The sequence below is a fragment of the Gardnerella sp. c23Ub_4 genome (assembly GCF_055804115.1).
The window spans coordinates 738,587-764,061 of record NZ_JANUYO010000001.1; the positions used below are offsets into that span (position 1 = coordinate 738,587).

Below are 25,475 nucleotides of genomic sequence, written 5' to 3' on the forward strand. Positions count from 1 at the left end.
CGAAAATAAATATCACAATTCAATGAACCTGTGGCAATAATTGGAGCAAATATGGAAAACGAAAGCAACGACCCTCAACTAGATATTGTTGCTCAAAGATGGGCAAATGTTGATTTAGATGAGGCAAATACTGTGTGCTCGCTTTTAGAGGAGCCGCTAGAAGCAGATTGCGTTTTAAGCCATAGTTTGCGCCCGATGGCTGCAGGTTCATTGATTCGCGCGCATTACAAAGATGATTCGCCAAGAAAATCGCAAAGTTTAGACGTTTATATTAAAAGATGCAGCACAAAAGTGAGGCAAGCAAGCACAATTAGGCCGTATCATCGTTTTGCGGAGCATCTTTTACAAAACAAAATAAGCACGCCAAAGTACTTGTATTTTAATAAAAATAGCGAGACTTTAGGTTTAGAAAAGAATATTTGTGGCGATACTTCTGGCGATATTTACGTAGACGGCACTCTTCTTGTAATAGGCGATTGTGCTTACGAAGTGACTTTAAAAGCTAGTGGGGAAGACCGGTACAAAGACGCGTACACTTGGGATCCGCCTAAAACGTGCGAAGAAGCCAAAAATCTTGGAGTAATGATGGCAAGAATCGCCTTAGCTTCGCAAAGTTTTGACGAGCCAAATCCTAAGGAAATCAACGCTTTTCAATCAAGATTTAGTCTTTGTGCAAGCGAAGACGTACAAAAAGCTGCAGAAGTTTGGTTAAAAAATAGACCTGATTTAGCAAAATTCTTAAAAGAGCAGAATCGTGATTTTGTAAAAGATTTAAGCGAATTTGCTCCAACATGCAAAAAAATTTACGATTTAGGGTACGCGAATCTAAAAAAGCAGTGGACTCATGGAGATCCGCATATATCTAATTTTATGTGGGAAGGTAGCGCTCCAAGCGCAGTATTTGACTTTGGAATGTCGTATAAAAACACAGCAATCTACGATTTAGCAATGACTTTAGAACGCAACACAATTCAATGGGTAGATATTGCGAATGGCAAAAAAGATTCATTTAGAACGGACTTAGTTAAGTCAATTTTGCAAGGATATTCTAGCGTTAAACCATTAGCAGATGTTGAAAAAGAGTTGCTTCCGCTTGTTCTTAGCGTAAGTCAAATCGAGCAATGTGTGGAATTTGTAGACTATTACTTAAAGTCAAATGGATCTTACGATTTTAAGATTTGGGGCTACGATACTGGATTCTTAGAGCATGCTAGATGGTACAAATCTTGCTTTGGGAAAAGATATTTGAACTATTTATTGGAAGCTTTACAAGAACTATAGCGGATTTTTTAGTTGATTTTTTACTTGATTTTTTACTTGATTTTGCATGCTTTTATTTAGCTTTGCAAAACGCTTTAGCTATTCGTTCAATGGGGTTGTTAGATTTTAACTATGAGTTTTGAAAACGTTGACTACACTTCGTTAAATATTCCAGCAGCTCCATTTAGTGATCCTAGCCGTGTGCCAGATTTTCCTAAAGGTAAAGTTCCTCGCCATGTAGGCGTGATTATGGACGGCAATGGCAGATGGGCTAAAGAGCGCGGAATGATTCGCACTGAAGGGCATAAAGCGGCGGAACCAGTGGTTTTTGACACTATTGCAGGAGCCATAGAAGCAGGTGTTCGCTACTTAAGCTTGTACACGTTTTCTACCGAAAATTGGAAGAGATCTCCTCAAGAAGTGCATTTTTTGATGGGATTTTCTAGAGATATTATTCACCGCAGAGTTGCGCAAATGAACGAGTGGGGAGTGCGCGTGCGTTGGGCTGGAAGACGGCCAAAATTGTGGAAGTCTGTTATTGACGAGTTGGAAAAAGCTCAAGAAATCACAAAAAATAACACTACGATTGACGTTGTTTTTTGCTTAAACTATGGAGGTCGCGCGGAAATCGCAGATGCTTGCGCGGCAATTGCTAGGGAAGTTAAAAGCGGCAAAATTAAGGGTGATCGCATTAGCGAGAAGATGATTGCAGAACATTTGTATAATCCAGATATTCCAGATTGCGATCTTGTGATTCGCACTTCGGGAGAGCAGCGCACTAGCAACTTTTTGCCTTGGCAAGCGTCTTATGCGGAGCTTGATTTTGTTCCAGAACTCTTCCCAGATTATGGTCGCGAAGCGTTGTGGAGGTCAATTGACCGTTATGCGCATCGCGACCGCAGGTTTGGTGGCGTAAAAAACGCTTAAACTTATCTGTTAGTAGAATTAATTTATTAGTCGCAAGCTAGCCATGCGCAAGCTGCAACAACAGCTGATTCAAGTCCACGATTTAGAGTTGGTTGCAAATCTGGAGCAAAAGCTGGATTGTGGTTTCCTGGAGCATTTTTCATATCTTCAAATCCACCTAATCCCCAGTATGCGTAAGGTGTATTGAAAGCATTTGCAACAATAGAAAAATCTTCAGAAGCAGACTGTTTGCTGATTTGTACAGAATTTTCACCAAAATATTCGTCGAAAGCTTCGCGCACGCGATAAACTGATGCTTCGTCATTATTGGTTAATGGATAGCGGTCATAGTATGTAAATTCTGGTTCCTTTGGGCATCGTGCTAGATTGCACTCTCCGCGCACAATTCGCTCAATGGCAGAGTGAACAAATTTTTGAGTATCTTCGCTGTATGTTCTAGTATTAATCAAAAGTTCCGCATCGTCTGGAATAATGTTTGACTTACTTCCAGCGTTTATTGCGCCGACTGTAACTATTGCGTAATCTTTAGCAGCTACTTCACGAGACACAATCGTTTGCAATTTCAACACAATAGACGAAGCTAAAACCACAGGGTCAACGCTTAATTCTGGCATAGATCCATGAGATCCTTTACCAAAAATGTGTACGCGGATTGAAGATGCGGTAGTTAAAAATGCTCCTGATTTAATACCAACTGTTCCTGCAGGAATTGCTGCAAGAGCATGCTGACCAAGATAAACATCTGGCTTTGGAATAATGCGTGTAATGCCATTTTCTACCAAGCTTTTTGCGCCTTGAGCTGTTTCTTCTCCTGGTTGAAACACTCCAATGTAGGTTCCATGCCATGCTTCTTTATGATTGTTAAAAGCTTGTAAAGATCCAAGTAAACTTGCAATATGAAAATCGTGACCGCAAGCGTGTGAAACTCCAACTGTTTTACCATTTTCATCTTGTGTTGTAACTGTTGAAGCGTAGTCTTTTCCTGAATTTTCTGTAACAGGAAGAGCATCAATATCTGCTCGCATAGCAACTATTGGCCCTTCTCCATTTTTGATTATTGCTACAACTCCTGTTTTTCCAACGCGCTTTGCTTCAATTCCATCTTTAGTAAGAATATCTATGATTGCTTGTGCTGTATGCGTTTCTTGCATAGATAATTCAGGATGCTGATGCAGGTATTTATACTGCTTTTCTCTATCTGCTTGAGTTTCTTTCATGTTGGACAATATTTGCTTAACTGATTTAATTTGCAGCATTAATTTCTGCTTTCTTATTTTGCTTATTGCAATTTAGCTCTATTTTATGTTTTATTTATAAATTATTTATTAACAAATTACTTGTTTTCGCGTTCTTCAAGAATCTTGTCTACAAGAGCAGCTTTTGCGTCGATTTGACCGCTAAAACCAGGACGAATGTCTAGTTTTAATATAACGCCTGTGCGGTAGCCTTTTTCTACAAGAACCATAGTTGCGTCTTTTACAACGCGCATAACGTCGTCGAATTCGCCTTCGATGTTTGTAAACATTGCGTTTGTTTCGTTTTTTAATCCAGAATCACGAATCACTTTAACGCAATCTGCTACGTATTCGCTGAGTTCTTCGCCAACTCCGCTAGGAGCAATGCATAATGCTGCAACTGTATTAGTTTTGTGGGAATTTTTGTTATTGCAAGTATCGCAAGTATCGCAAGTCTTGTTATTATTAGTCTTTTCAACATTGTTTTCGCTCATTTTAAGGCCTTTCAAAATATAAATGTGTATGAAAAATTATGCTTATACATTATTGTATTCGTTTAGCTTATATATGTAGCTTTATATGTTTATGTAGCTTTATATGTTGCGTTAGCGTCACAGGGTTTTTCTATAATAAACACCGTTTCACCCGAATTTTCTAGATTTACGAAAAAGGTGTATTGTGGCTGTTTCAAAGCTTGATGAAGTTGTGTCGCTGGCTAAGCGTCGTGGATTTGTGTTTCCAGCTGGAGAGATTTACGGCGGAACTCGCTCCGCGTGGGATTATGGCCCTTTGGGCGTTGCGTTAAAAGATAATATCAAGCGCGAATGGTGGCGTTATATGGTCACTACTCGTGGCGATGTTGTTGGCGTAGATACGTCTGTTATTTTGCCTTCTCAAGTTTGGGTTGCGTCTGGTCACGTTTCTGTGTTTAACGACCCTCTTATTGAGTGCTTGAATTGCCATAAGCGCCATCGTGCAGATAAGCTCGAAGAATCTTATGCCGAAAAGCATGGCGATAAAATGCCAGAAAATGGCTTAAAAGACATTGCTTGCCCAGATTGCGGAACTCGCGGAAATTGGACGGAGCCTCGCGATTTTAACATGATGCTTCGCACTCATTTGGGGCCAGTAGAAGACGAAAACAGCTTGCATTATTTGCGACCAGAAACAGCGCAAGGTATTTTTGTTGATTTTAAGAACGTTATGACTTCTACTCGCCAGAAGCCGCCATTTGGCATTGCGAATATTGGTAAGTCTTTCCGTAACGAGATTACGCCTGGAAACTTCATCTTCCGCACTCGCGAGTTTGAGCAGATGGAAATGGAGTTCTTCGTAGAGCCTGGAACAGACGAAGCTTGGCATCAGTATTGGATTGATACGCGCGTAAATTGGTATGTTGATTTGGGCGTAAAGCCAGAGAATTTGCGCATGTATGAGCATCCTAAAGAGAAGCTAAGCCATTATTCCAAGCGCACTGTAGATATTGAATACAAATTCGGCTTCCAAGGATCTGACTGGGGAGAGCTTGAAGGAATTGCAAACCGTACCGACTACGATTTGTCTGCTCACGCTAAGCATTCTGGCGAGGATTTGAGCTACTTTAATCAGGCTACTGGCGAAAAGTACGTGCCTTACGTTATTGAGCCTGCTGCTGGTCTTACGCGCTCGCTTATGGCATTTTTGGTTGATGCTTATGATGTTGATGAGGCTCCAAACACTAAGGGTGGAGTGGATAAGCGTACAGTTCTTAGACTTGATCCTCGCTTGGCTCCTGTTAAAGCTGCTGTTTTGCCATTAAGCAAGAAGCCAGAATTGCAATCGGTTGCTCAAGATTTGGCTGCGGATCTTCGACAGCATGATTGGGTTATTGACTACGATGAGGCTGGTGCTATTGGTCGCCGCTATCGCCGCGAAGACGAGATTGGTACTCCTTTGTGTGTAACAGTTGACTTCGATACTTTGGAAGATCATGCTGTAACAATCCGCGAGCGCGACACTATGCAACAAGAGCGTGTTTCCTTAGACAAGGTTGCAGATTACGTAGCAAGCCGCATTAACGAAAAGCGCGTTAAGTATCCGCAAGGTCCTGTAGAGATTGTTGGAGCTCGTGCTGCAGACGGCGGTGTGGATGTTTCTAAGGAAAGCGGCGTTGACGAGTCGCAGCCTGTAAAGATTGCTCAAGCTGGCGGATTGTACTAATAAGTATTTAGTAAAAAGTCGCTAGTGAAAAGTCGCGTAAAATCGCCAGCAAAAATATATCTAGCAAAAATATTAAAGTGAATGGAGTTAAAGCAATATGGATTTTTCTATTAAACCAGTGGATTTAGGGAAAATTCATATTGCAACTCCTGTTGTTTTATCTCCAATGGCTGGTATTACTAACTGGCCTTTTCGCGTGATTTGCCGAGAGTACGGGCCAGATGGCTTGTATGTTGCAGAAATGATTACTGCACGCGCACTAGTCGCAAGAAATCCAAAAGCCTTGCGTTTATGCCGTTTTGCGCCTAGCGAAAAAGTGCGCTCCTTGCAACTTTACGGAGTGGATCCTTTAATTGTGGAGCAAGCTGCTCGAATTGTTGTTGACGAAAATATGGCAGATCACGTTGACTTAAACTTTGGCTGCCCAGTTCCTAAAGTTACAAGGCGCGGTGGCGGATCTGCTCTTCCTTGGAAAACGGATCTGCTTCAAGAGATTTTGCATCGCGTTGTAAGCGTGTGTAATCCAGCAGGAATCCCAGTTACAGCTAAATTCCGCGTTGGAATTGACGAAGACCACGAGACTTTTATGCAAGCTGGTCATATTGCGCAAGAAGAGGGTTGTGCGGCTGTTACTTTGCATGCGCGTACGACTGCAGAATATTATGGTGGCCATTCCGATTGGAGCCGTATTAGCGAGCTTGTAGAGGCTTTAGATATTCCTGTTTTTGGTAATGGAGATATTTGGGGCGCGGATGACGCTCTTGCAATGTTTAAAGAAACAGGATGTGCAGGCGTTGCGATTGGCCGCGGATGCCAGGGGCGTCCTTGGATTTTTGCTGATATTCGTTCTGCTTGCAATGGCAGCGATAATCGCGTTAATCCAAGTCTTGGCGAAGTTTGCAAAGTGATTTTAAGGCATTTGGAGCTTCTTGTTGACTTTTATGATGGCGACGAACGAATGGCAGTTCATGACTTGCGAAAGCATATTGCGTGGTATTTGAAAGGCTTCCCAGTTGGAGGAGGAACTCGCAAAAGCTTTATGGAATGCGAGTCTATTGAGGATGTTCAACGCAATATTGATGCATTGGATTTATCGCTTAAGCTTCCTGAGCAGGTTTTAGACACGCCGCGCGGCCGAGTTCGTTTTGCTAAAAAAGTTCATTTGCCATATGGCTGGTTGGATTCAAGAATTACCACTAGCGAGGAGCGCAAAGAGCTTTTTGGCAATGACCCGATGGATGCTAGCTACTAGCGTTTTTCTAGAGTTTTCTAGGGTTTAGCGGCTGTTAAAAATGGCGTCTAAGCTATTGCTTAATGTTCAAAACTTTTGTTGGTAAAACGCCTTAAATATTTGCGTATAGCACGGTGTATTATCGAATCGGTGACATTTTTTAAGTTTTTATTTGTAAAACGTCGCCATTATCGAGCGTTTTGCGCTAAAGTATTGCGTAAAACGTGCGTGTGAGTGACAGGAGACAACGGTGAGCGAGATTGCCCAGACTGACAATTTCAACGACAAAACCATAATCAAGGTAGTCGGCGTCGGTGGAGCCGGTGGTAACGCCGTCAACCGAATGATCACCGAGGGTTTACAGAACGTAGAATTCGTAGCAATCAACACTGATGCTAAGGATTTGTTGCGTTCCGACGCTGATGTAAAGATTTCATTATCTGATGCTTCAAGTCGTGGTCTCGGTGCTGGTGCTGATCCAGAAAAGGGTGCAAAAGCTGCACAAGATCATCAATCCGACATTGAAGAAGCATTAAAGGGCGCCGATATGGTGTTCGTAACTTGCGGCGAGGGCGGCGGAACTGGTACAGGTGCAAGCCCAATAGTTGCGCGAGCTGCACACCAGCAGGGTGCCTTAACAATCGCAGTAGTTACGCGTCCTTTCGGGTTTGAAGGACCTCAGCGTGCTGCATCGGCAAAACTTGGTATTGAAAATCTTCGTAAAGAAGTCGATGCTTTGATTGTTATTCCAAACGATCGTTTGTTGGAAATTTCAGATCGAACTATCGGAATTATTGAAGCTTTTAAGACGGCAGATACCGCATTGCTTGCAGGCGTGCAAGGTATTACCGATTTGATTACCATGAATTCTTATATTCATGTTGATTTTTCGGACGTTACCGCCGTTTTGCGTGGTGCTGGAACCGCGCTGTTTGGAATTGGCGCTGCAAAGGGAGAAGACAGAGCTACTCAAGCTGCTGAAATTGCTATTAGCTCCCCATTGCTCGAAGAGAGCATTGAAGGTGCTCACGGTGCTTTGATTAACATTGCAGGTCCAAGCGATTTGAAGTTGCAAGAAGCAAGTGCTGCAACAGAACTTGTTCGCAAGGCGATTCATCCAGAAGCCCAGATTATTTGGGGTCTTTCTTTGGACGATTCTTACGGAGACGAAGTCCGCGTTACGGTTATTGCCGCTGGTTTTGATTCCCACCCTAAGGTGGAAGACGATAAGGCTGGTGCTTTTGTAGATATGCAAGCAGGAGTTGATTCTGTTGCCCCAGCTCAGTCAACAACTCCAGTCGCGCCTCCCGCAAAGCCTGTTGTTGCTGAAGAATCTTCGCATCCTGTTTCTTCCATGTTTGATTCTGTTGCACCAAGCCAGAATTACCAAGCATCGGCTTCTAAAGATAAGCCTCAAGATGAACCAGACGAATTGGATATTCCTGATTTTCTACGTTAAGCATAGCGATAGGAGGGCAGCTTAATGGCTGGCTTTATGAAGAACATGATGTCTTACGTAGGCATGAGTGATGTTCAAGACGACGATGACTTCGTTGATTCTCAAGCGCAAGAAACTTCGTTTGACAACGATCACAACGTTGCTCCTATAAGTCTGCATAATTCAGAATCGCAGTTGGGTAATGGCACTTCTTCTCGTGCTGGAGCAGTCCGCATGAGTCGCATTACAACGATTCATCCAAAGTCTTATGACGATGCTCAATTAGTTGGGCGTGCGTTAAGAGATGGAACTCCAGTTGTTTTGAATCTTACTGGTGTTAGTGAATCTGTTGCGTATCGCATTGTTGACTTTTCTGCTGGAGTTGTGTTTGGTGTTCGTGGGTCTATTGAGCGAGTAACGCCAAGAGTGTTTCTTCTAAGTCCTTCGCAAGTAAACATAAAGGTAGAAGACGCTCCTAATGGCGGTTCTGCTAGAGAATTGTTCTCGTAAAGATACAAGCTTAGTAGCAAAGACCGCTCTATAGCATTTGCTTTATGCGTTATTTAGATTTAAGGCAGAGTCTCTTTGAGATTTCTGCCTTAAATTATCTAATATCAATTATCGAATAAAAATTATCTAATAACAAAAATCTTCTTAACTTTTATTGTGATGATTGTTTACTTGTGAAAGTTTTAAGAAAGTTTATTTACGGAAGTGAGTTTATGATTTTTAACAGCTTAATATTAATCATTAATCTTTTTCTAAGCGCATATTTAACAGTGCTATTTATTCGCGCAATTTTAGACTGGATTCCAATCGTATTTCATTCGTTTAGGCCAAATGCGATTGTTAGAAAATTTGCTCAAATTATATATTATTTAACGGAACCGCTTTTAAGATTTGCGCGTAGATTCATACCACCTGTAAGGCTTGGTAACATAAGTTTAGACGTAAGTTTTATGGTTGTTTACTTTTTGATAATTGTTTTACAAATGCTTTTATCTATGATTTATTAAGATTTTTTATTAAGACATTAAGAATGTTTACTATATGCGCGCAATCGCTACTATTCTTAAATGATATTCGTATTATTATCTATTAATCACGTTATTTAATCAGCATTATTTACTTAACATTTACTCAACATAAGTCTGAATAATAAAATATTGGCAGATTTCGTAAAAAATAATTGCTTTTTACACAATTTTTTCTATGGACGTGATAGCATCGAAGAGATATATCAAAAGGGCTGCGCGCCCAAAAGTGAGGTGTAATGCATTATGGCTCTGTTAACGCCTAAAGACATTCGCGAGCATACCTTCCAGATCGTTAGATTCAAGGGAGGCTATGACGTTGACGAAGTTGATGACTTTTTAGATCAGGTTACAGAAACAATCGAAGCGCTTGGTCAGCAGGCCGTGCAAGGACTTGGGGCTTCTACGCAGTCTCTTGGCGCTGATGTTGCTAGCTTAAACAATAAGATTGCAGACTTAACAAATCAGGTTGAATCTTTAACTAAAGAAAATAATGATTTGCGAGAAGCATCCAGCAATGCAAGCAAGAGTGATAACGATCTTGCAGCAAAGCTTAAGGAAGCGGAAGAAAACAACCGTGCATTGAGCGAGCAAAATCAGCAGCTTAAGGAGCAACTGGATGGATTGGGTGCTCAAGTAGATCAGCTTACCGCTCAAGCTGCAAATGCAGATAATGCTAAGGCAGACGCTGATAAGAAGATTCAAGAAGAGCTTGAAAACGTTACGCGCGAGCGCGATGACTTCCGTGCAAGCAGCGAAAACTTGGGTCGTGAGCTAGAAGAGGTTCGCCAGCAGCTTGTTGTAACTCAGCAAGAAAATGCTAAGGTTCAAGATCTTAACAAGCAGCTTGAAGAATCGCATAAGCGAGAAGAACAGCTTCGCGAGCAGGTTTCTAAGATGGAACCAAGCACGGAGACTGGTAGCTTGCAAAAGATTGCAGGCGCGGGTGCGGAAGCTCAAGGTTCGGAGCCAGAGCGTGCTACTGCAATGTTGACTCTTGCAATGCAATTGCATGATCAATACGTAGACAAGGGCAAGGCAAAGGCTCAGCAGATTGTAGAAGAAAGCCAAGCGCGCTACAACGATATAGTTGCTAAAGCAGACGAATACTCTGGTCGTACGCGCACCGAGGCGGATGAATACAATAAGCAGACTCGCGGGGATGCGGATGATTACTCGGTGCGTACTCGCGGAGACGCCGATGCTTATGCGGCTCGCGCTCACAACGAGGCAGACGCTTACTCTGGCAAGGTTCGTCAAGCTGCAGATGACTACTCCAAGCAAACTCACGATCAAGCTGATCAATACGAAGCAGAAGTTCAGCATAGAGCTGCGGATTACGATTCCACGACTCGCACTTCTGCAGACGCATATGCTCGACAAGTACGTGAGAATCTCGAGAAGCAAACTAAGGTTATTGAAGGAAACATTCAAAGCCTTAAGCAGTTTGAAACTGAGTATCGTACTCGCTTGACCGACTTCTTGGGTCAGCTTGTTGCTCAAGTTTCCGACGAAAACACGTATACATCTATGGAAAATCAAGATAAGCAGGATAAGTAGTATTTACTAGTATTTAGTAGTATTTACTAAATCCCTTTAGATTGGAAAATACATTGACGCATAGTTATGTGCGTGTAGAACGGCTGCGTAATCGCGCAGCCGTTTTTGCACTGATTGCTTTTATTGGCGTGGCTCTAGACCGCATAACCAAAGTTTGGGCATTAGCAGCGCTTAGTGGCGGAAAAAACATTGATATTTTTCCACACTTGCTCTCTTTTACTCTTGTTAGGAATCCTGGAGCATCTTTTGGCTTAGGATCTTCTTTTACTTGGGTTATTAGCGTGTTAGCGTGCGCTGCGTGCGCTGCTATGATTGCTGTTATTAAGCACACAAAATCCTTATATTGGACCATTGCGCTTGCTTTGGCTTTTGCTGGAGCTTTTGGAAATCTTATTGATAGAGCGCAATATGCTCAAGGCTTTTTGAACGGAAAAGTCGTAGATTTTATAAACTACGGATGGTCCGTTGGAAATGTGGCAGATATTGAGCTTATGTTTGCAGGAATCGCAGTTATATGCCTTATTTTGATTGGGATTCCTCTTATAGGGCGCGCTGATGAGTGATATTCGTTTTACTGTTACGAGTCAATTTGCCGGATGCAGATTCGACGTGTGCTTGTCGAAGCTTATGGGAGTATCGCGTGCAAACGCAATATCGCTAATCGATAGTGGTAAAGCAAAAATCTTAAATAGAAAGTCGCAAAAATCGTCTATTTTGCAAGAGTCTTATGTGATTGTTGTAAATCAAGAAGACGATTGTGTTAGTGCTTGCGATTGCGATTGTGCTAGTGCTTGCGATTCTTCCAGTAATCTTCAAAGCCAGCCCGCTATGTGCGATTTAGAAATCGTATACAACGATGACGATGTTGTAGTAATAAACAAGCCTGTTGCAATGGCGTCTCACGCAGCAAAAGGGTGGAACGGGCCTACTGTTCCAGAAAGCCTAGAAGCTGCTGGGATTAGAATAAACACAACGCTTTGCGACGAATCACGCAAAGGAATCGTAAGCAGGTTAGACGTTGGAACAAGCGGCCTTATGCTCGTTTGCAAAACGGATTTTGCTTACGAAAAGATGAAGCAGCAATTTGCTAGTCATAGTGTTTCAAAAACTTATACGGCATTAGTGCAAGGAAATTTGGAGCAAAACAAAGCGACTATTGAAGCTCCGATTGGAAGGTCGAAAGTATCTGACTTTAGGTTTACTGTAACAAAAAATGGCAAGCCAGCTGTAACACATTGGGATGTTTTGGAGCGCTTTGGAATTGCAACTTTAGTTAGCGTAAATTTAGAGACGGGTAGAACTCACCAAATACGCGTGCATTTTTCTTCGATTGGCCATCCGTTAGTGGCGGATAAAATGTATGGAGCAAACCCAAAACTCGCGGAAAAACTAGAGTTACAACGCCAATGGCTTCACTCAACTAAGCTAGAATTTAAGCATCCTAGAACAGGAAAATTAGTTAAGCTTGAATCGGAGTATCCGCTAGATTTGCAACACGCTTTACAAGCCGTGCGGCAACTATAAAAGCGAGCATATTTAGCAAAGCAGGTCATATTGCATCTATAAAATAGCAAGCATGACTAGGCCAGAAACAAACTTCGTACATTTGCATAATCACACGCATTATTCGCTTTTGGATGGTGCTTCAAAGATACCAGACCTAGTTGCGAGTGCAAAAGAATTGGGTATGCCAGCTATTGCGATTACAGACCACGGCAATATGCATGGAGCATACGAGATGTGGAGCACGGCTGTAAAAGCTGGGATTAAGCCGATTATTGGAATCGAAGCTTATGTGACTCCAGAAATAGCCAGACAAGACAAAAGCCGAGTTCATTGGGGAACGGAAGCGCAAAGAAGCGACGATGTTTCTGGCGGTGGTTTGATTACTCACATGACAATGTGGGCCGAAGATGATGAAGGCTTAACAAATTTACTTAAAGCATCGTCTATAGCCAATTTGGAAGGTCGCGTTATGCGATATCCTCGAATGGATAAAGATGTGCTTTCAACGTATTCTAAAGGCGTTATAGCGTCTTCTGGATGCCCATCTGGAATTATTCAAACGCGTCTTCGTTTGGGTCAATTTGATGAGGCTTTACGCGCTGCAGGTGAGTTCCAAGATATTTTTGGTCGAGATAATTTCTTTATTGAGCTTATGAATCACGGGCTTTCTATTGAAACACGCGTTACAAAAGATTTGCTCGAGATTGCTAAAAAGTTGAATGCTCCACTTCTTGCTACAAACGATTTGCACTATGTGCACGAAGAAGATCGCGAAGCGCAAGATGCAATGCTTTGTATTAATTCTGGATCTCGCTTAGATGATCCAGATCGTTTTAAGTTTGACGGTTCTGGCTATTATTTGAAGTCTGCTGAGCAAATGCGTGAGCTTTTTAAGGAGTTCCCAGAAGCTTGCGATAATACTCTTGAGATTGCTCGCCGATGCAATGTTATGTTTGATGACGGCGAAGATGGCGCTTTTATGCCGCAATTTGACTGCCCTAAAGGTTGGGATGAGACTTCGCTATTTCTTAAAAAAGTCGAAGAAGGATTAGAGCGCAGATATAACAATAACGTTCCTATTGAAGTCTTAAAACAAGCAGACTACGAGTGCGGCGTTATATGCCAAATGCAATTTTGTGGCTACTTTTTAGTTGTTGCAGACTATATTAATTGGGCAAAAGAGCATGGCGTTATGGTTGGACCTGGCCGAGGAAGTGCAGCAGGCGCAATGGTTGCGTATGCAATGGGCATTACAGAACTAGATCCAATGAAGCATGGCTTGATTTTTGAACGATTCTTAAACCCAGAGCGCGTATCTTTGCCAGATATTGACGTTGACTTTGACCCAGAAGGTAGAGCCAAAGTTTTGGAATACGTTGGCGAAAAATATGGAAAAGACAAAGTAGCGCAATGCGTGATTTATGGCACAATTAAAACAAAACAAGCACTTAAAGATTCTGCTCGAATAATGGGCTATGAGTTTTCTGTTGGAGAAAAAATTACAAAGATTTTGCCGCCTCCAAAAAACGGCAAAGATATGAGTTTCCACGATATTTTTGACGAAAAGTCAAAGCGTTATGCGGAAGCTCGCGAGTTTCGCGAGATGTATGATAGCGACCCAGATACAAAGCGAATTACAGAAGAAGCAAAGGGTATTGAGGGTCTGATTCGCCAAACGGGTGTACATGCTTGTGCAACGATTATGGGTTCGGAGCCTATTACAGATACATCTCCTCTGTTGGAGCGCACTGATGGCACGATTACAACTACCTTTGAGTATCACACTTGCGAAACGCTTGGCTTAGTTAAGATGGATTTTTTGGGTCTTTCTAATTTAACAGTTATTAGAGATACTCTTAAAAACGTTGAAAATAATGGAAAAGAGCCTATTGACTATACTAAAATTCCGCTTGACGATAAAGAAACATATCAGCTTCTTGCAAGAGGAGATACTTTAGGCGTTTTCCAGCTTGATTCCGACGGTATGCGTGCGCTTCTTCGCACTCTAAAACCAGATAACTTTAACGATATTTCTGCTTTGATTGCGCTTTACAGACCAGGTCCTATGGATATGGATTCGCACACCAATTATGCTAAGCGTAAGAACGGTTTGCAAGATATTACGCCTATTCATCCAGAGGTTGCGGAGCCACTAAAAGATGTTCTTGGAGAAACTTATGGTTTGATTGTGTACCAAGAGCAGGTGCAGTCGGCTGCTCGTATTTTAGCTGGATACAGCCTTGGCAAGGCAGATGTTTTGCGTAGAGCCATGGGTAAAAAGAAGCCAGAAGTGCTAGCTAAAGAGAAAATACCGTTCTTTAAAGGCATGAAGGAACATGGTTATTCAGAAGAAGCTGCCCAAGCTGTTTGGGATGTTCTGGTTCCATTCTCGGGTTACGCGTTTAATAAGGCTCACTCGGCTGCATACGGTTTGATTTCTTATTGGACTGCTTACTTAAAAACGCATTATCCTGTGGAATTTATGGCTGCATTGCTTCAAAACGAGCGCACTAATAAAGATAAGACAGCACTCTACTTAGGCGAAGCAAGGCGCATGGGTATTCGCGTTTTGCAACCAGATATTAATGAGTCGGTTCTTGAATATTCTGCAGTTGGAGATGTTGTGCGCTTTGGCCTTGGAGCTGTACGAAACGTTGGAGATAAAGCAGTTAACGATATTATTAGCGAGAGGGAAAGCGAGCGCGGAAAATTCGTTGATTTTAAGGATTTTGTAAATCGCGTATCGTTTGAATCTCTGAATCGCAGACTTGTTGAATCGCTTATTAAATCTGGTGCTTTTGACTCAATTAGCACTTGTAGGCGAGCACTTTTTGAAGTTTATAATCCACTAATTGACTCAGTTATTTCTATTAAGCGAAAGCAGGCAGGTGGCCAATTTGACCTTTTTGCCGATTTGGATGATTCAAGTAATGAGCTTGGAGATGCACAAATCAATATTCCAGATGTTGAAGAGTGGGATAAAAAAACGAAGCTAAACTTTGAGCGAGAAATGCTTGGACTTTATGTTTCGGATCACCCTTTGAGTGGACTTTCTGCTGTTTTGGCTGGTCTTAGAGAAATGTCGATTGCGCAGCTTCTAAACCGTGCTAGAACTATGAGCGAAAATCAACAAGTAACTCTTGCAGGACTTGTTACTAGCGTAGATAGGCGAGTGTCTAAAAAAGGTAATGCTTGGGCGATTGTAACTATTGAAGACATGGAAAGCTCAATACAATGCATGTTCTTTGGCAAAGTTTACGAGTCTTCTGCTGCAGAACTTGCGATTGATCAAGTTGTGCGAATTAGGGGCCAGGTAGAAGTTCGAGACGAAACTGTTTCTTTAAGAGCTACGGATTTTGAAGTTCCAAGCTTAGAGGCAGAAGACGCTCAACCTGTAACTATTGTTTTGCCTTTGCAAGCGCTAGAAAAGTCTCGTATAAAAGAGCTTGAAAACATTGTTACAAGGCATCCCGGTTGTTGCGAAGTAAATCTTGCTTTGATTGACTCTAAGGGGTGCGCAAAAGTCTTATCTTTTGGAGATAGATTTAGAGTCAAGCGAGATACGTCACTTTTTGCAGAGCTAAAAATATTGTTTGGCCCAGCTTGCTTGCCAAGTGCTTAAAATAAGCGCCTAAAATAAGCTAATCGCGTAGAATATTCTTAGAGTGATTTAGAGTGATTTTAAGCGTTTTAAGAAGTGATAGTTATAAGTAAAGATAAGTGAAGATAAGTAAAAACAAGTAAAGCAAGGCTTTTTAATTTAGAAGGTAAAAGATATGTGTAAAGATAACGACGATTTGAGTAAAAACAATAACGTTAGCGATAATAATAATGGCGTTAATGGCAATAATGGCGTTGGTTCTAATGATTCTAACGATGTTCGTACTTCTTTTACCGATAAAGAGCTGGAAGACGCGTTGCTTGGTTTTGAAAAAGAGTTTAGCGAAGAGCAAAATCGTGATTCAATCGATGATGCTGTAAAAAAGATTGAGCAAGCGGATTTTGAAGAAGATTTGCAAGGTTTGCTTGGAAAAAAGGCAAAGTGCGCGCTGTTCTTAACAGCTATAGAGCCAGGAGAGCTTCTTGCATCTTTTTGCAAAATGGCTGGAGTTAATGCGGATTGTTTTAACGACGAAAATGGTGGAGTCGCAGTTTTACGTGATTTAGACGAAGACAATCCAGAAAAATCAGTTAAAAAATTTACCGACTATTTTCGTGGAATGCCTGCTGTTCTAATGGTAAATCGCGCTAATAAGATTGATGCAAAAGTTTATGAATACAATCGAGGCGTTTTAGACGTTGTTCCTCCTATGATTCTTGCAATGGCTGCTAGATGTGTTGAAGATCTTATGATTTGTTACTCAAGTGTTAAAGATCTTAAAGAATCTGGGATTGAAGTTACAAGTACAGATGATTTAAGCGATGATCAAGCCAAAGAGATTTTTTATAAATATGGCAAAAAGATGTAGTCTATGTTAAATAGATTGCTACTAGATTGCTATTAGATTGTTACATTAAAAATAAGTAAATTCATGCTCATAAAGCTAAATAAAAGCGAAAAGTAAGAGATAATATAATAATTAGTCTCTTAAATATTAGTTAAAGAGTATGAGAGAAAAACACATAGTTACACACTTAAATTGATTGGACTGTAGATATGGATAGACAGCAAGAATTCGCTTTGCGTACAGTTGAAGAGCGTGACGTTCGTTTTATTCGACTATGGTTCACGGATGTTCTTGGAACGCTTAAATCGGTTGCTATTGCTCCAGCAGAGCTTGAAGCTGCGTTTGAAGAGGGTATTGGCTTTGACGGTTCTGCGATTGAAGGCATGACTCGCGTTTTAGAAGACGATATGATTGTTAAGCCAGATCCTTCGACTTTCCAACTTTTGCCATGGCATGGCGGTCCAGAAGGCACGGCGCGCATGTTTTGCGACGTTTTAACGCCAGATGGGGAGCCGTCTCTTGGAGATCCGCGTCACGTTCTTAAAACTGCGCTCGCAAAAGCTAAAGAAAAAGGCTTTACTTTTTACGTTCATCCAGAAATTGAGTTTTACTTATTTGAAGCGCAAGATGATTGGTCTAAGGCGCCTGTTCCTATTGATGAAGGTGGGTATTTTGACCACGTTCCAAGAAGTTCGGCAATGGACTTTCGTCGTAGTGCTGTGAGCATGCTTGAACAGATGGGTATTTCTGTTGAGTATTCTCACCACGAAGGCGGTCCTGGTCAAAACGAGATTGACTTAAGATATGCAGACGCTCTTACTACTGCAGATAACATTATGACTTTCCGCACTGTTGTTAAGGAGATTTCTCTTGAGCGCGGAATGTATGCCAGCTTTATGCCTAAGCCGCTTACAGATCAGCCTGGTTCTGGTATGCACACGCATTTAAGCCTGTTTGAAGGAGATTCAAACGCTTTCTATGAGGCTGGTCAAGAGTTTAATATGTCTCTTATTGCGCGCCAATTTGCGGCTGGTATTTTGCATCATGCTGCAGAAATTTGCGCTGTTACAGATCAATACGTTAATTCTTACAAGCGCTTGTGGGGTGGAGCGGAAGCTCCTAGCTATGTTTGCTGGGGTCATAGCAACCGTTCTGCGCTTTTGCGTGTGCCTCAATATAAGCCAGGCAAAGGCAATTCTTGCCGTATGGAGTTTCGCGCGCTCGACCCTGTGGCGAATCCATATCTTGCATACTCTGTTTTGTTGGCTGCTGGTTTAGATGGCATTGAAAAGCAAATGACTTTGTGTGATCCTACTAGCGACGACGTTTGGGAGCTTACAGATGCTGAGCGTCAAGCTATGGGCATTCAGCCTCTTCCTGAGTCTTTGGATGAAGCTTTGAAGATTATGGAGAAGTCTGATTTTGTAGCTAGCGTTTTAGGTGAGCATGCGTTTGAATACTTCTTGCGCAACAAGCATAAAGAGTGGGAAGAGTATCGTCGCCAAGTAACTCCTTACGAACTCGAGAAATATTTGCCTAGACTTTAGGTTTTTGCGTTTAGTTTGTGTTGACTATTAAAATCGCGCGATGTGCTGTGGTGGCGTGTCGCGCGTTTTATTTTTAGGTTTTTCTTTGATTGTTTTTTAACATTTTTCGCAAAATTTTTTCATATTGTTATATCTGAATGTTTGTGTTTGAATGTTAGTTTTTAAGTATAATCTAAACCTTTGTTTATTTAATTTAACTTTTGCTTGCGATTGGAACATTTTATAACAAAAATCGCAAACTATTGCACAATAAAGAAACAATGATATATCTAAAATTATCCAATTGTAATGTTGATTTTCAAAATTATGGGGATAGAATTTTTGCTTGGTTGCATTTGAATAATTTTGAAAATATTCGCGCAATCCATGATTTACAACGACTGTAAGATCATGCCAAATACACAAAGGGAGGTAACTCAAGTGAAGAAGCTGATTCTTGATCTTGATACTGGTGTTGACGATACTCTCGCTATATCTTATGCTCTTGGAAGTCCAGAAATGGAGCTTATTGGCATAACTGGCACGTATGGCAACGTTTTAATGGAGCAAGGTGTTCGTAACGCGCTTGCAATCACAGACTTACTTGGGCATCCCGAAGTAAAAGTTTATAAGGGACTTTCGCACGCAAGCAAAAAAGATTCGTTTGAAGTTCTTCCAATATCTGCATTTATTCATGGAGATAACGGAATTGGCGATGTTGAGATTCCAGATTCTGCGCGCAAAGCAGAGGATGAATCAGCTGTTGATTTTATTATCGATTCTGTAAAGAAATATGGCAAGGATTTGGTGTATGTTCCAACGGGACCAATGACAAATATTGCTGCTGCGTTGAAGAAAGCTCCAGAAATCAAGGACGAAATCGGAAAGATTGTTCTTATGGGTGGAGCGCTTACCATTCATGGAAACGTAAACGCTTGGACCGAAGCGAATATATCTCAAGACCCAGATGCTGCAGATGTACTATTCCGCTCTGGTGCTCCAGTAACAATGATTGGTTTGGATGTTACTTTACAGACTTTGCTTACCTACAAGGAGACAAAGCAGTGGCGTGACCTTGGTACAAAGGCTGGCAAGTTCCTTGCAGATATGACCGACTTTTACATTAAGGCATATGAAACAACGGCTCCACACCTTGGCGGGTGCGGTTTGCATGATCCTTTGGCAGTGGCTGTAGCTGTGGATCCAACACTTGTTACAACGCTTCCAATCAATATGCAAGTTGATGTTGAAGGCCCAACTCGTGGACGCACAATTGGTGATGTTACGCGCTTGAATGACCCTGTTAAGACAATGCAAGTTGCTGTTGGTGTTGATGTTCCACGATTCTTGAACGAGTTTATGACGCGTATTTCTGGCTTGGCAAAAATCGCTGGCTGAGTTGGATTTTACGAGTTTTAGCTCCGCTTTTTGTTGTTCGACACGCCGCAAATCGCAACATTTTCCGCAATATGCGATGTGCCTTATTTGCCAATGTAAAAACTAAAAATATTAATTGATTGGATTATTATGACTGAGATTGCAAAATCTAGTGCGGTAGACCCATATGAGGATCCAAAAACCCGCGACAAAGTGGCGATTTACTCGCTAATTTTACTTCTTATAACCTTTATTCTTGGAACATTGTGTTTGCAAGGATTTAATCTGGTATTTGATCAGATTGGTAAAGCTGTTGGCGCGCCTGATCAAGCTTCTCTTATTACGAGTTTGCCAATTATTGTTTTAGGCATTGTGTGCTTTATTTACGGTTCTTTGGGTGACTTTGTGTCGCTTCGTAGACTCATAACAATCGGACTTGTAACACTGTTTGTTGGATCGTTGTTTGGTTTTATTGCAAACTTCTTCTTCACTCCAAACTTGTGGACTGTTATTATTGCGCGTATCTTACAAACCGCTGGCGAGCAGGTAGCAGGTTCTTCCTTCCTTGTTATTGCAACTAAGTATTTGCGCAACGATCTTAAGGTAATTTTCTTTGGACTCTTTACTGCTGCTTATCAGCTTTCTGCTTCTATTGGCGTTTTTGCTGCTGGTGCTCTTAGCTCTATTGCTTGGCAGTATTTGTTCTTGATTCCTGCAATTACTATTCTGTTCTTGCCAGTTCTTGTTAAGTTCTTGCCTACAAAGAACGGTATTGGTGGAAAGATAGATAAGCTTGGCTTTACAGTGTTTGGTATTGCTGTTGCATTGCTGACTTTGTTCTTCTCGTACAAGGCATGGGGATTGTTGCTTGGATCCATCGTGCTGTTTGTTGTGTTTGCTGGCTATATTATGAAGGCAAAGAACCCGTTTGTAACTCCTGCATTCTTTAAGAATAAGCGTTGGCTTTCGGGCATTGTCTTAATATTCATCTTCTACTTTACTAACTATTGCATGCCTCCAATTTACAATGTTATTGGTGGAGCTTTGTATCATATGAGCACTGAGGCAGTTTCTTCCTACCTTGTATGGGCATTCGTTGTAGCAGCAGTGTTTGGAACATGCTCTGGAACAATTATCGGTTTCATTGGACGTAAAGCTGGCATTATTATAGCTGCTGTTCTTATGATTCTTGGATGGGTTGGAGCTGCTGTATTCATCAATTGCGGATTCCTTGTTCTAACTTTGTGCGCATGCGTCTACTACGCTGGTTGCGGACTTATGTATTCGCCAATCGTTTCAACGGTTCTTAGCGCATTGCCTGTTGAAGAATCGGGTCGTGGATGCGGTATGAACGATTTAGTTATGAATGTTACTGCATCAATCGGTATTTCCATTTTCAGCGGTTTCTTTGGCGGAAACTTGCTAAAAGGATTCTCTTTTGCTGGAATCCAAGGCTTAGGTGCAGGTTATTCTAACTTGCTTATGATGGGCGCTATTGTAGCCTTTATTGGCTTAGTAGTTTACATTGCTCGTAGCCTTATGGTTAAAGAGTAATTATTATTTACTCAATATGTTAGTGGTCACTATCTTGCAGTCATCTTTGGCTGCGTGGATAGTGACCACTTTTGTATTATTTTGCTTTTGTGCTATCAAATTTTTTTCATACGCTGAATACTGATTGGGTATGCTGTTCCAAGCTCTTGCGCCCAAAGAGAAACATAGAATTCTTCGCACATCCACTTTAGTTTTTGAGCTTTTTCTTGAGCCTCATCTCTATTAGGTCCTGCAGGCAAGCTTTCTGCTCTCTTTTGAGCTTCTAGTACAAGCTTATGAGCTTCATCTGCCTGCCAAGCCCATTGAACATCTCGATCTTTGTTTGACTTAGCTTTGTTAAGTCGAATCAAATCCGCATGTAAGTAGCGCTCTATTGAAGTAAGTGCGCTAGAATCTGCTTTTGCAATGAATCCAGGAAAAACAAGCGAAGATGCGTGTTCTTTAATCGATTGAAGAACACTAAGCATTGGCAAGTCGGCTTTGCCGCTAACAGCAGACTCGACTTTAGCAAATCGCTCCAAAATAGCAATTACACTGTGTGCAACGCTATAAACCGTGTCTTCGTAAACTTCGGCAATATTGCCAACGGCTTCTTTAAGTTCAACATCGTTAGTAATTTTTTGCGTATTTGGTATAAGTCGCTTAATAGCTGCCATTTGCAAATCTTGAGCCAAATCTTTAGAAGACTTATAAGGTGCAGAAGCAAGTAGCAAAGCCTCGCTGCCGAGCCATCTAGATGTAATGCGCTTATCGTCTAAAATAAGCATGTTAAGTGCGCCTTGCCAAACCATTTGAGATCTAGAAAGATTAGTTGCTCCAGACTTGTGTAACAAATCTGCTCTCTCAACAACATTTCCGGCCTCTGCTGCTTTAATCGCTTTGCTATTAACAACATTTAATGCACACTCTTGAGCTGATTTTGCAAATCGATGCTGAAGACTTATTAGCGACTTATCTGTTCCTAAAACAGTAGGCTTAATGCGCTTGTTGCTTTGATTATGCGAATTGTTTTGATTAGGTTTGTTTTTATTAGTTTTCTTTTGCTCAACGCTAAAAGTTACGCGCAAATAAGGAGATAACCGTTGCAACTGATCTTCGCTTAAAACTTCTGGGTGGATTTGTGCTCCAACAACATTAATCGCAGCTTTAGTAAAGACTTCGCTAAAGTCTTGCCAAATAAAATCTTCTTGTGGATTCTCATTTATTCCTGGAAGATAATCGTAGTTTTCGTCAATCCACTCGCGGATTTTACGAGCAGTATCTGGAGCTGGCACGAATTGCACGCGCAAAGTCTTAGGAAGAGACTTAATCATGCCAATAATAAGCTCGTCTAATAAGCCTGGCACATTCCAAGTAAACTCTTGAGGCTTAAGTCGCAAAAGCGCATGAAGTGGAACGTGTACGGTTACGCCATCTAAAGGATTATGCGGATCGTAAATGTAGCTTAAGCGCAAATTAATTTTCTGGCCGTCTGTTCCAATCGTATGCCAAGTATCGGGGTAGTCTGCTAAATCAGTATCATTTGCGTATTGCAAGCGCTCAACACAATCTGGGTTAAAATCAAGAAAATGCGGGTCTTGAAGCCTATAATTTTTCCACCATTTAGCCAAATCTGCAATGGTCGTAGCTTCTTGAGGAAGTTTATTATCGTAAAAAGTAAACAAATCCTCGTCGTTTACAGTTTCGCTTGCTTGCCTAGTGCGATTTGTTTGATTATCGGCATCGTTCAAAACGTTAATATTTGAGGAGATAAAATCGTTGAATGGAAAACGCTGTTGAACGTTTCCTTCGACTAAGCCTTGACGAATCATCAATATTCTAGATTCGTAAGGATTGATTTTAGACCATTGAACAGTGCGATTTTGCACAATAGGCAATCCGTACAAAAGCACTTTCGATTGAGCAATTGCTGCACCTTTGCTTGCGCTCCAATGAGCATCTAAATATGTTACGCGAGTAAGGTTCTTGGCTAAAGACTCCGCCCAAGCAGGGTCTATTTGCGCGCAATACCTTGCCCAAAGTCTAGAAGTTTCAACTAATTCCGTACACATAATCCAAGAAGGAGTTGTTTTAGAAACAGATGAAGATGGGAAGATTGCAAACCTTGTGCTTCTAGCGCCTTGATAATCGTTTTTTGCCATTTTTTGAGCGCGCTTAATGGCACGAATTTTGGCTGTTCCGCGAAGTCCTGCAAAATCCGAAGCCTTAGGCTCGCGAATAACTTGCATGCCAATCATAGAAAGCAAGCCAGAAAGCATAGAAGAGTGGATTCCTTGATAATCCCAAGTGCAGCAAAGACTGTGAGCCGCCTGCTGATTGTTTGGCAATTGGCGGATTTGCAAAGGCGCGCGTTTAATTGGCAGAGCTTCGCCAACATTATAATGGAGTTCTTTGCATAAATCTTTAAGCTGATTAACTAAATCTTTCCACTGTTTTAGGCGTAAAAAGTGGAAAAATTCCTCTTTGCAAAGTCGCCTTAGTGCGTTGTTGCTGATTTCGCCATCTGCCTGGAATATGCGATCCCAAATATTCAATGCTGTTAAAAAGTCACTTAACTCATCGGCGTAACGATTGTGTAATCTATCTGCTTCGTCGCGCTTGTCCTCTGGGCGCTCGCGCGGATCTTGCAAACTCAAAAATGCAACAATCACAAGAATCGCAGCTAAAGTATTAGGCGTAGTGTTTCGCGCAGCTTCAATAATCATGCGGCCTAAACGAATGTCAATTGGAATATGACTAAGCTCGCGGCCAATTCGAGTCAAGCTTATAACACCAGATTTTCTGCTTATTGCGCCAAGCTCGCTAAGCTCGTTAAAGCCGTCGCTCACAGCCTTAATATCTGGAGGATCAATAAATCCAAAATTCGTTATATCTTCGCCAGTTTTAGCAACACCGACAGAGAGCATGTGCAAAACAACAGCGCCGAGTGAAGTGCGCAAAATCTCGGGATCGGTAAAGCGCGGGCGAGTATCGTAATCTTCCCTAGAATACAAGCGAATAGCAATGCCATCTGCAATTCGCCCACAACGACCAGAGCGCTGATCCGCGCTTGCTTGAGAAATAGGTTCTATAGGAAGACGCTGAACTTTAGCAGACTTAGAATAGCGCGAAATTCTAGCAAAACCAGGGTCTACAACGTAGCGAATATCAGGCACTGTAAGAGAAGTTTCTGCAACATTAGTGGCGATTACAATACGCTGATGAGTGTGATGCTCAAAAACGCGATGCTGGTCTTTAGAAGAAAGACGCGCAAAAAGTGGAACAATCTCAATGGCGTCACTGCGATTCATGTCGCTTGTGCGTGTACCGAAATAAGAACGCAACGATGCTTCAAACTCGCGAATATCGCGCTCGCCAGAAGCAAAAACCATAATATCTCGCGCGCCTTGAGTGTGTGTTGAATGAATAACAAGTTGAGCACATGCGCGAGTTACAGCAGAAGCAATGTCTTCATCGCAAATATCTTCTCGATTGCTTTCGTTAGATTGGCTTTGTGCAACGCTTTCATCGTCCATAGCAATATCTGCAAAACCTGGAACGTGCTTCATAAGCGAAGGTGCGCCTCCAAGTGGCTCGTAAAGTACGCGCACTGGGTATGTTCGCCCAGAAACCTCTATAACAGGAACTTTAATATGTAAAGCTTGCTCAAAATGGTCTTTGAACTTTGCAGAATCGATTGTTGCAGAAGTGATAATAAGCTTTAAGTCTTTGCGCTTTGGCAAAAGAGTTGTTAAATATCCAAGCAAAAAATCAATGTTTAGGCTGCGCTCGTGAGCTTCGTCAATAATAATCGTGTCGTAGCGCGTAAGAAGTGGATCGCGCTGAATTTGAGCAAGCAGAATACCGTCTGTAACTATGCGAAGCTTTGTTTTAGATGAGCTTTCGTCGTTAAAACGCACTTGGTAGCCGATTTCTTCGCCAAGCTTAACATCCATTTCGCTTGCGATTCGCTCTGCAACCGTGCGTGCAGCAAGTCGGCGAGGTTGTGTGTGAACAATTTGCTTTCCGCGACCGCCTCTGCCAAGCTCTAAAGCCATTTTTGGTATTTGAGTGGTTTTTCCAGAACCCGTTTGACCAGATACGATTACAACTTGCGACTCTTTAATAGCTTCAATAATCTGGTTGCGTGCGGAACAAATCGGCAGTTCACTAGGATAGTCAAAATTCATATTAAATCCTA

General features: G+C 41.7%; 18 protein-coding genes. 15 read left to right on the top strand and 3 right to left on the bottom strand.

What is annotated here, in order from left to right; translation table 11 throughout:
- The first annotated feature begins 51 nt into the window (after nt 1–51).
- Both NYP67_RS02905 and NYP67_RS02910 read left to right on the top strand, forming a co-directional pair.
- Nucleotides 52–1,281 carry a phosphotransferase enzyme family protein gene (locus NYP67_RS02905; protein WP_020758211.1) on the top strand — a complete coding sequence of 410 codons (1,230 nt, stop codon included), beginning with the start codon at nt 52–54 and terminating at the stop codon, nt 1,279–1,281.
- 111 nt (nt 1,282–1,392) lie between these two features.
- Nucleotides 1,393–2,187 carry an isoprenyl transferase gene (locus NYP67_RS02910; RefSeq protein WP_004112377.1) on the top strand — a complete coding sequence of 265 codons (795 nt, stop codon included), beginning with the start codon at nt 1,393–1,395 and terminating at the stop codon, nt 2,185–2,187.
- A 26-nt stretch (nt 2,188–2,213) separates the two neighbouring features.
- Here the strand turns inward: NYP67_RS02910 and NYP67_RS02915 are convergent, their stop codons facing one another.
- Nucleotides 2,214–3,443, bottom strand: a complete 1,230-nt coding sequence (locus NYP67_RS02915) for a M20 family metallopeptidase (protein ID WP_415695126.1) — start codon at nt 3,441–3,443, stop codon at nt 2,214–2,216.
- Between the two features lie 77 nt (nt 3,444–3,520).
- On the bottom strand, nt 3,521–3,916 hold the full coding sequence (locus NYP67_RS02920; protein ID WP_004130348.1) for an MTH1187 family thiamine-binding protein: 396 nt from the start codon (nt 3,914–3,916) through the stop codon (nt 3,521–3,523).
- Nucleotides 3,917–4,100: 184 nt separating this feature from the next.
- Here NYP67_RS02920 and NYP67_RS02925 point away from each other — a divergent pair, with 184 nt between their 5' ends.
- The 13 genes from NYP67_RS02925 (at nt 4,101) to NYP67_RS02985 (ending at nt 21,295) form a co-directional block, all read left to right on the top strand.
- A complete protein-coding gene (locus NYP67_RS02925) occupies nt 4,101–5,621 on the top strand; it encodes a glycine--tRNA ligase (RefSeq protein ID WP_004130346.1) in 1,521 nt (506 codons plus the stop codon).
- Nucleotides 5,622–5,718: 97 nt separating this feature from the next.
- The gene (dusB, locus tag NYP67_RS02930; RefSeq protein WP_004130345.1) at nt 5,719–6,873 is read left to right on the top strand and encodes a tRNA dihydrouridine synthase DusB; all 1,155 of its coding nucleotides are present in this window, start codon (nt 5,719–5,721) and stop codon (nt 6,871–6,873) included.
- A 229-nt stretch (nt 6,874–7,102) separates the two neighbouring features.
- Entirely contained in the window at nt 7,103–8,311 is a 1,209-nt protein-coding gene (ftsZ, locus tag NYP67_RS02935) for a cell division protein FtsZ (RefSeq protein ID WP_018616189.1), read from the top strand.
- Nucleotides 8,312–8,335: 24 nt separating this feature from the next.
- A complete protein-coding gene (locus NYP67_RS02940) occupies nt 8,336–8,800 on the top strand; it encodes a cell division protein SepF (RefSeq protein WP_004130343.1) in 465 nt (154 codons plus the stop codon).
- A 212-nt stretch (nt 8,801–9,012) separates the two neighbouring features.
- Nucleotides 9,013–9,306 carry a YggT family protein gene (locus NYP67_RS02945; RefSeq protein ID WP_004130342.1) on the top strand — a complete coding sequence of 98 codons (294 nt, stop codon included), beginning with the start codon at nt 9,013–9,015 and terminating at the stop codon, nt 9,304–9,306.
- A gap of 264 nt (nt 9,307–9,570) precedes the next feature.
- Complete coding sequence (locus tag NYP67_RS02950) at nt 9,571–10,884, top strand: DivIVA domain-containing protein (RefSeq protein WP_004132601.1); 1,314 nt, start codon at nt 9,571–9,573, stop codon at nt 10,882–10,884.
- A 68-nt stretch (nt 10,885–10,952) separates the two neighbouring features.
- Nucleotides 10,953–11,447 carry a signal peptidase II gene (locus NYP67_RS02955; protein ID WP_473411218.1) on the top strand — a complete coding sequence of 165 codons (495 nt, stop codon included), beginning with the start codon at nt 10,953–10,955 and terminating at the stop codon, nt 11,445–11,447.
- Nucleotides 11,440–12,408 (top strand): RluA family pseudouridine synthase, encoded by a 969-nt coding sequence (locus NYP67_RS02960; protein ID WP_020758929.1) that lies wholly within the window; start codon nt 11,440–11,442, stop codon nt 12,406–12,408. The genes NYP67_RS02955 and NYP67_RS02960 overlap by 8 nt, the downstream gene beginning before the upstream one ends.
- A 52-nt stretch (nt 12,409–12,460) precedes the next feature.
- A complete protein-coding gene (gene dnaE, locus NYP67_RS02965) occupies nt 12,461–16,012 on the top strand; it encodes a DNA polymerase III subunit alpha (RefSeq protein ID WP_004130328.1) in 3,552 nt (1,183 codons plus the stop codon).
- Nucleotides 16,013–16,166: 154 nt separating this feature from the next.
- Nucleotides 16,167–16,859, top strand: a complete 693-nt coding sequence (locus NYP67_RS02970) for a hypothetical protein (RefSeq protein WP_004130326.1) — start codon at nt 16,167–16,169, stop codon at nt 16,857–16,859.
- Nucleotides 16,860–17,047: 188 nt separating this feature from the next.
- A complete protein-coding gene (glnA, locus tag NYP67_RS02975; RefSeq protein ID WP_004130324.1) occupies nt 17,048–18,385 on the top strand; it encodes a type I glutamate--ammonia ligase in 1,338 nt (445 codons plus the stop codon).
- Between the two features lie 420 nt (nt 18,386–18,805).
- The gene (locus NYP67_RS02980; protein WP_032813541.1) at nt 18,806–19,762 is read left to right on the top strand and encodes a nucleoside hydrolase; all 957 of its coding nucleotides are present in this window, start codon (nt 18,806–18,808) and stop codon (nt 19,760–19,762) included.
- Between the two features lie 129 nt (nt 19,763–19,891).
- On the top strand, nt 19,892–21,295 hold the full coding sequence (locus tag NYP67_RS02985; protein WP_415695128.1) for an MFS transporter: 1,404 nt from the start codon (nt 19,892–19,894) through the stop codon (nt 21,293–21,295).
- 95 nt (nt 21,296–21,390) lie between these two features.
- On the opposite strand, the gene hrpA is transcribed toward NYP67_RS02985, so the two are convergent.
- Nucleotides 21,391–25,464, bottom strand: coding sequence for an ATP-dependent RNA helicase HrpA (gene hrpA, locus NYP67_RS02990; RefSeq protein WP_473411157.1), 4,074 nt, complete (start codon nt 25,462–25,464; stop codon nt 21,391–21,393).
- Between the last annotated feature and the right edge of the window lie 11 nt (nt 25,465–25,475).

Excerpts from the sequence above, each read along its gene's own strand:
- NYP67_RS02905 (WP_020758211.1), top strand. The coding sequence starts at position 52 with ATGGAAAACGAAAGCAACGACCCTCAACTAGATATTGTTGCTCAAAGA.
- NYP67_RS02910 (WP_004112377.1), top strand. The coding sequence starts at position 1,393 with ATGAGTTTTGAAAACGTTGACTACACTTCGTTAAATATTCCAGCAGCT.
- NYP67_RS02915 (WP_415695126.1), bottom strand. The coding sequence starts at position 3,443 with ATGCTGCAAATTAAATCAGTTAAGCAAATATTGTCCAACATGAAAGAA.
- NYP67_RS02920 (WP_004130348.1), bottom strand. The coding sequence starts at position 3,916 with ATGAGCGAAAACAATGTTGAAAAGACTAATAATAACAAGACTTGCGAT.
- dusB (WP_004130345.1), top strand. The coding sequence starts at position 5,719 with ATGGATTTTTCTATTAAACCAGTGGATTTAGGGAAAATTCATATTGCA.
- NYP67_RS02940 (WP_004130343.1), top strand. The coding sequence starts at position 8,336 with ATGGCTGGCTTTATGAAGAACATGATGTCTTACGTAGGCATGAGTGAT.
- NYP67_RS02945 (WP_004130342.1), top strand. The coding sequence starts at position 9,013 with ATGATTTTTAACAGCTTAATATTAATCATTAATCTTTTTCTAAGCGCA.
- NYP67_RS02950 (WP_004132601.1), top strand. The coding sequence starts at position 9,571 with ATGGCTCTGTTAACGCCTAAAGACATTCGCGAGCATACCTTCCAGATC.
- NYP67_RS02960 (WP_020758929.1), top strand. The coding sequence starts at position 11,440 with ATGAGTGATATTCGTTTTACTGTTACGAGTCAATTTGCCGGATGCAGA.
- dnaE (WP_004130328.1), top strand. The coding sequence starts at position 12,461 with ATGACTAGGCCAGAAACAAACTTCGTACATTTGCATAATCACACGCAT.
- NYP67_RS02970 (WP_004130326.1), top strand. The coding sequence starts at position 16,167 with ATGTGTAAAGATAACGACGATTTGAGTAAAAACAATAACGTTAGCGAT.
- glnA (WP_004130324.1), top strand. The coding sequence starts at position 17,048 with ATGGATAGACAGCAAGAATTCGCTTTGCGTACAGTTGAAGAGCGTGAC.
- NYP67_RS02985 (WP_415695128.1), top strand. The coding sequence starts at position 19,892 with ATGACTGAGATTGCAAAATCTAGTGCGGTAGACCCATATGAGGATCCA.
- hrpA (WP_473411157.1), bottom strand. The coding sequence starts at position 25,464 with ATGAATTTTGACTATCCTAGTGAACTGCCGATTTGTTCCGCACGCAAC.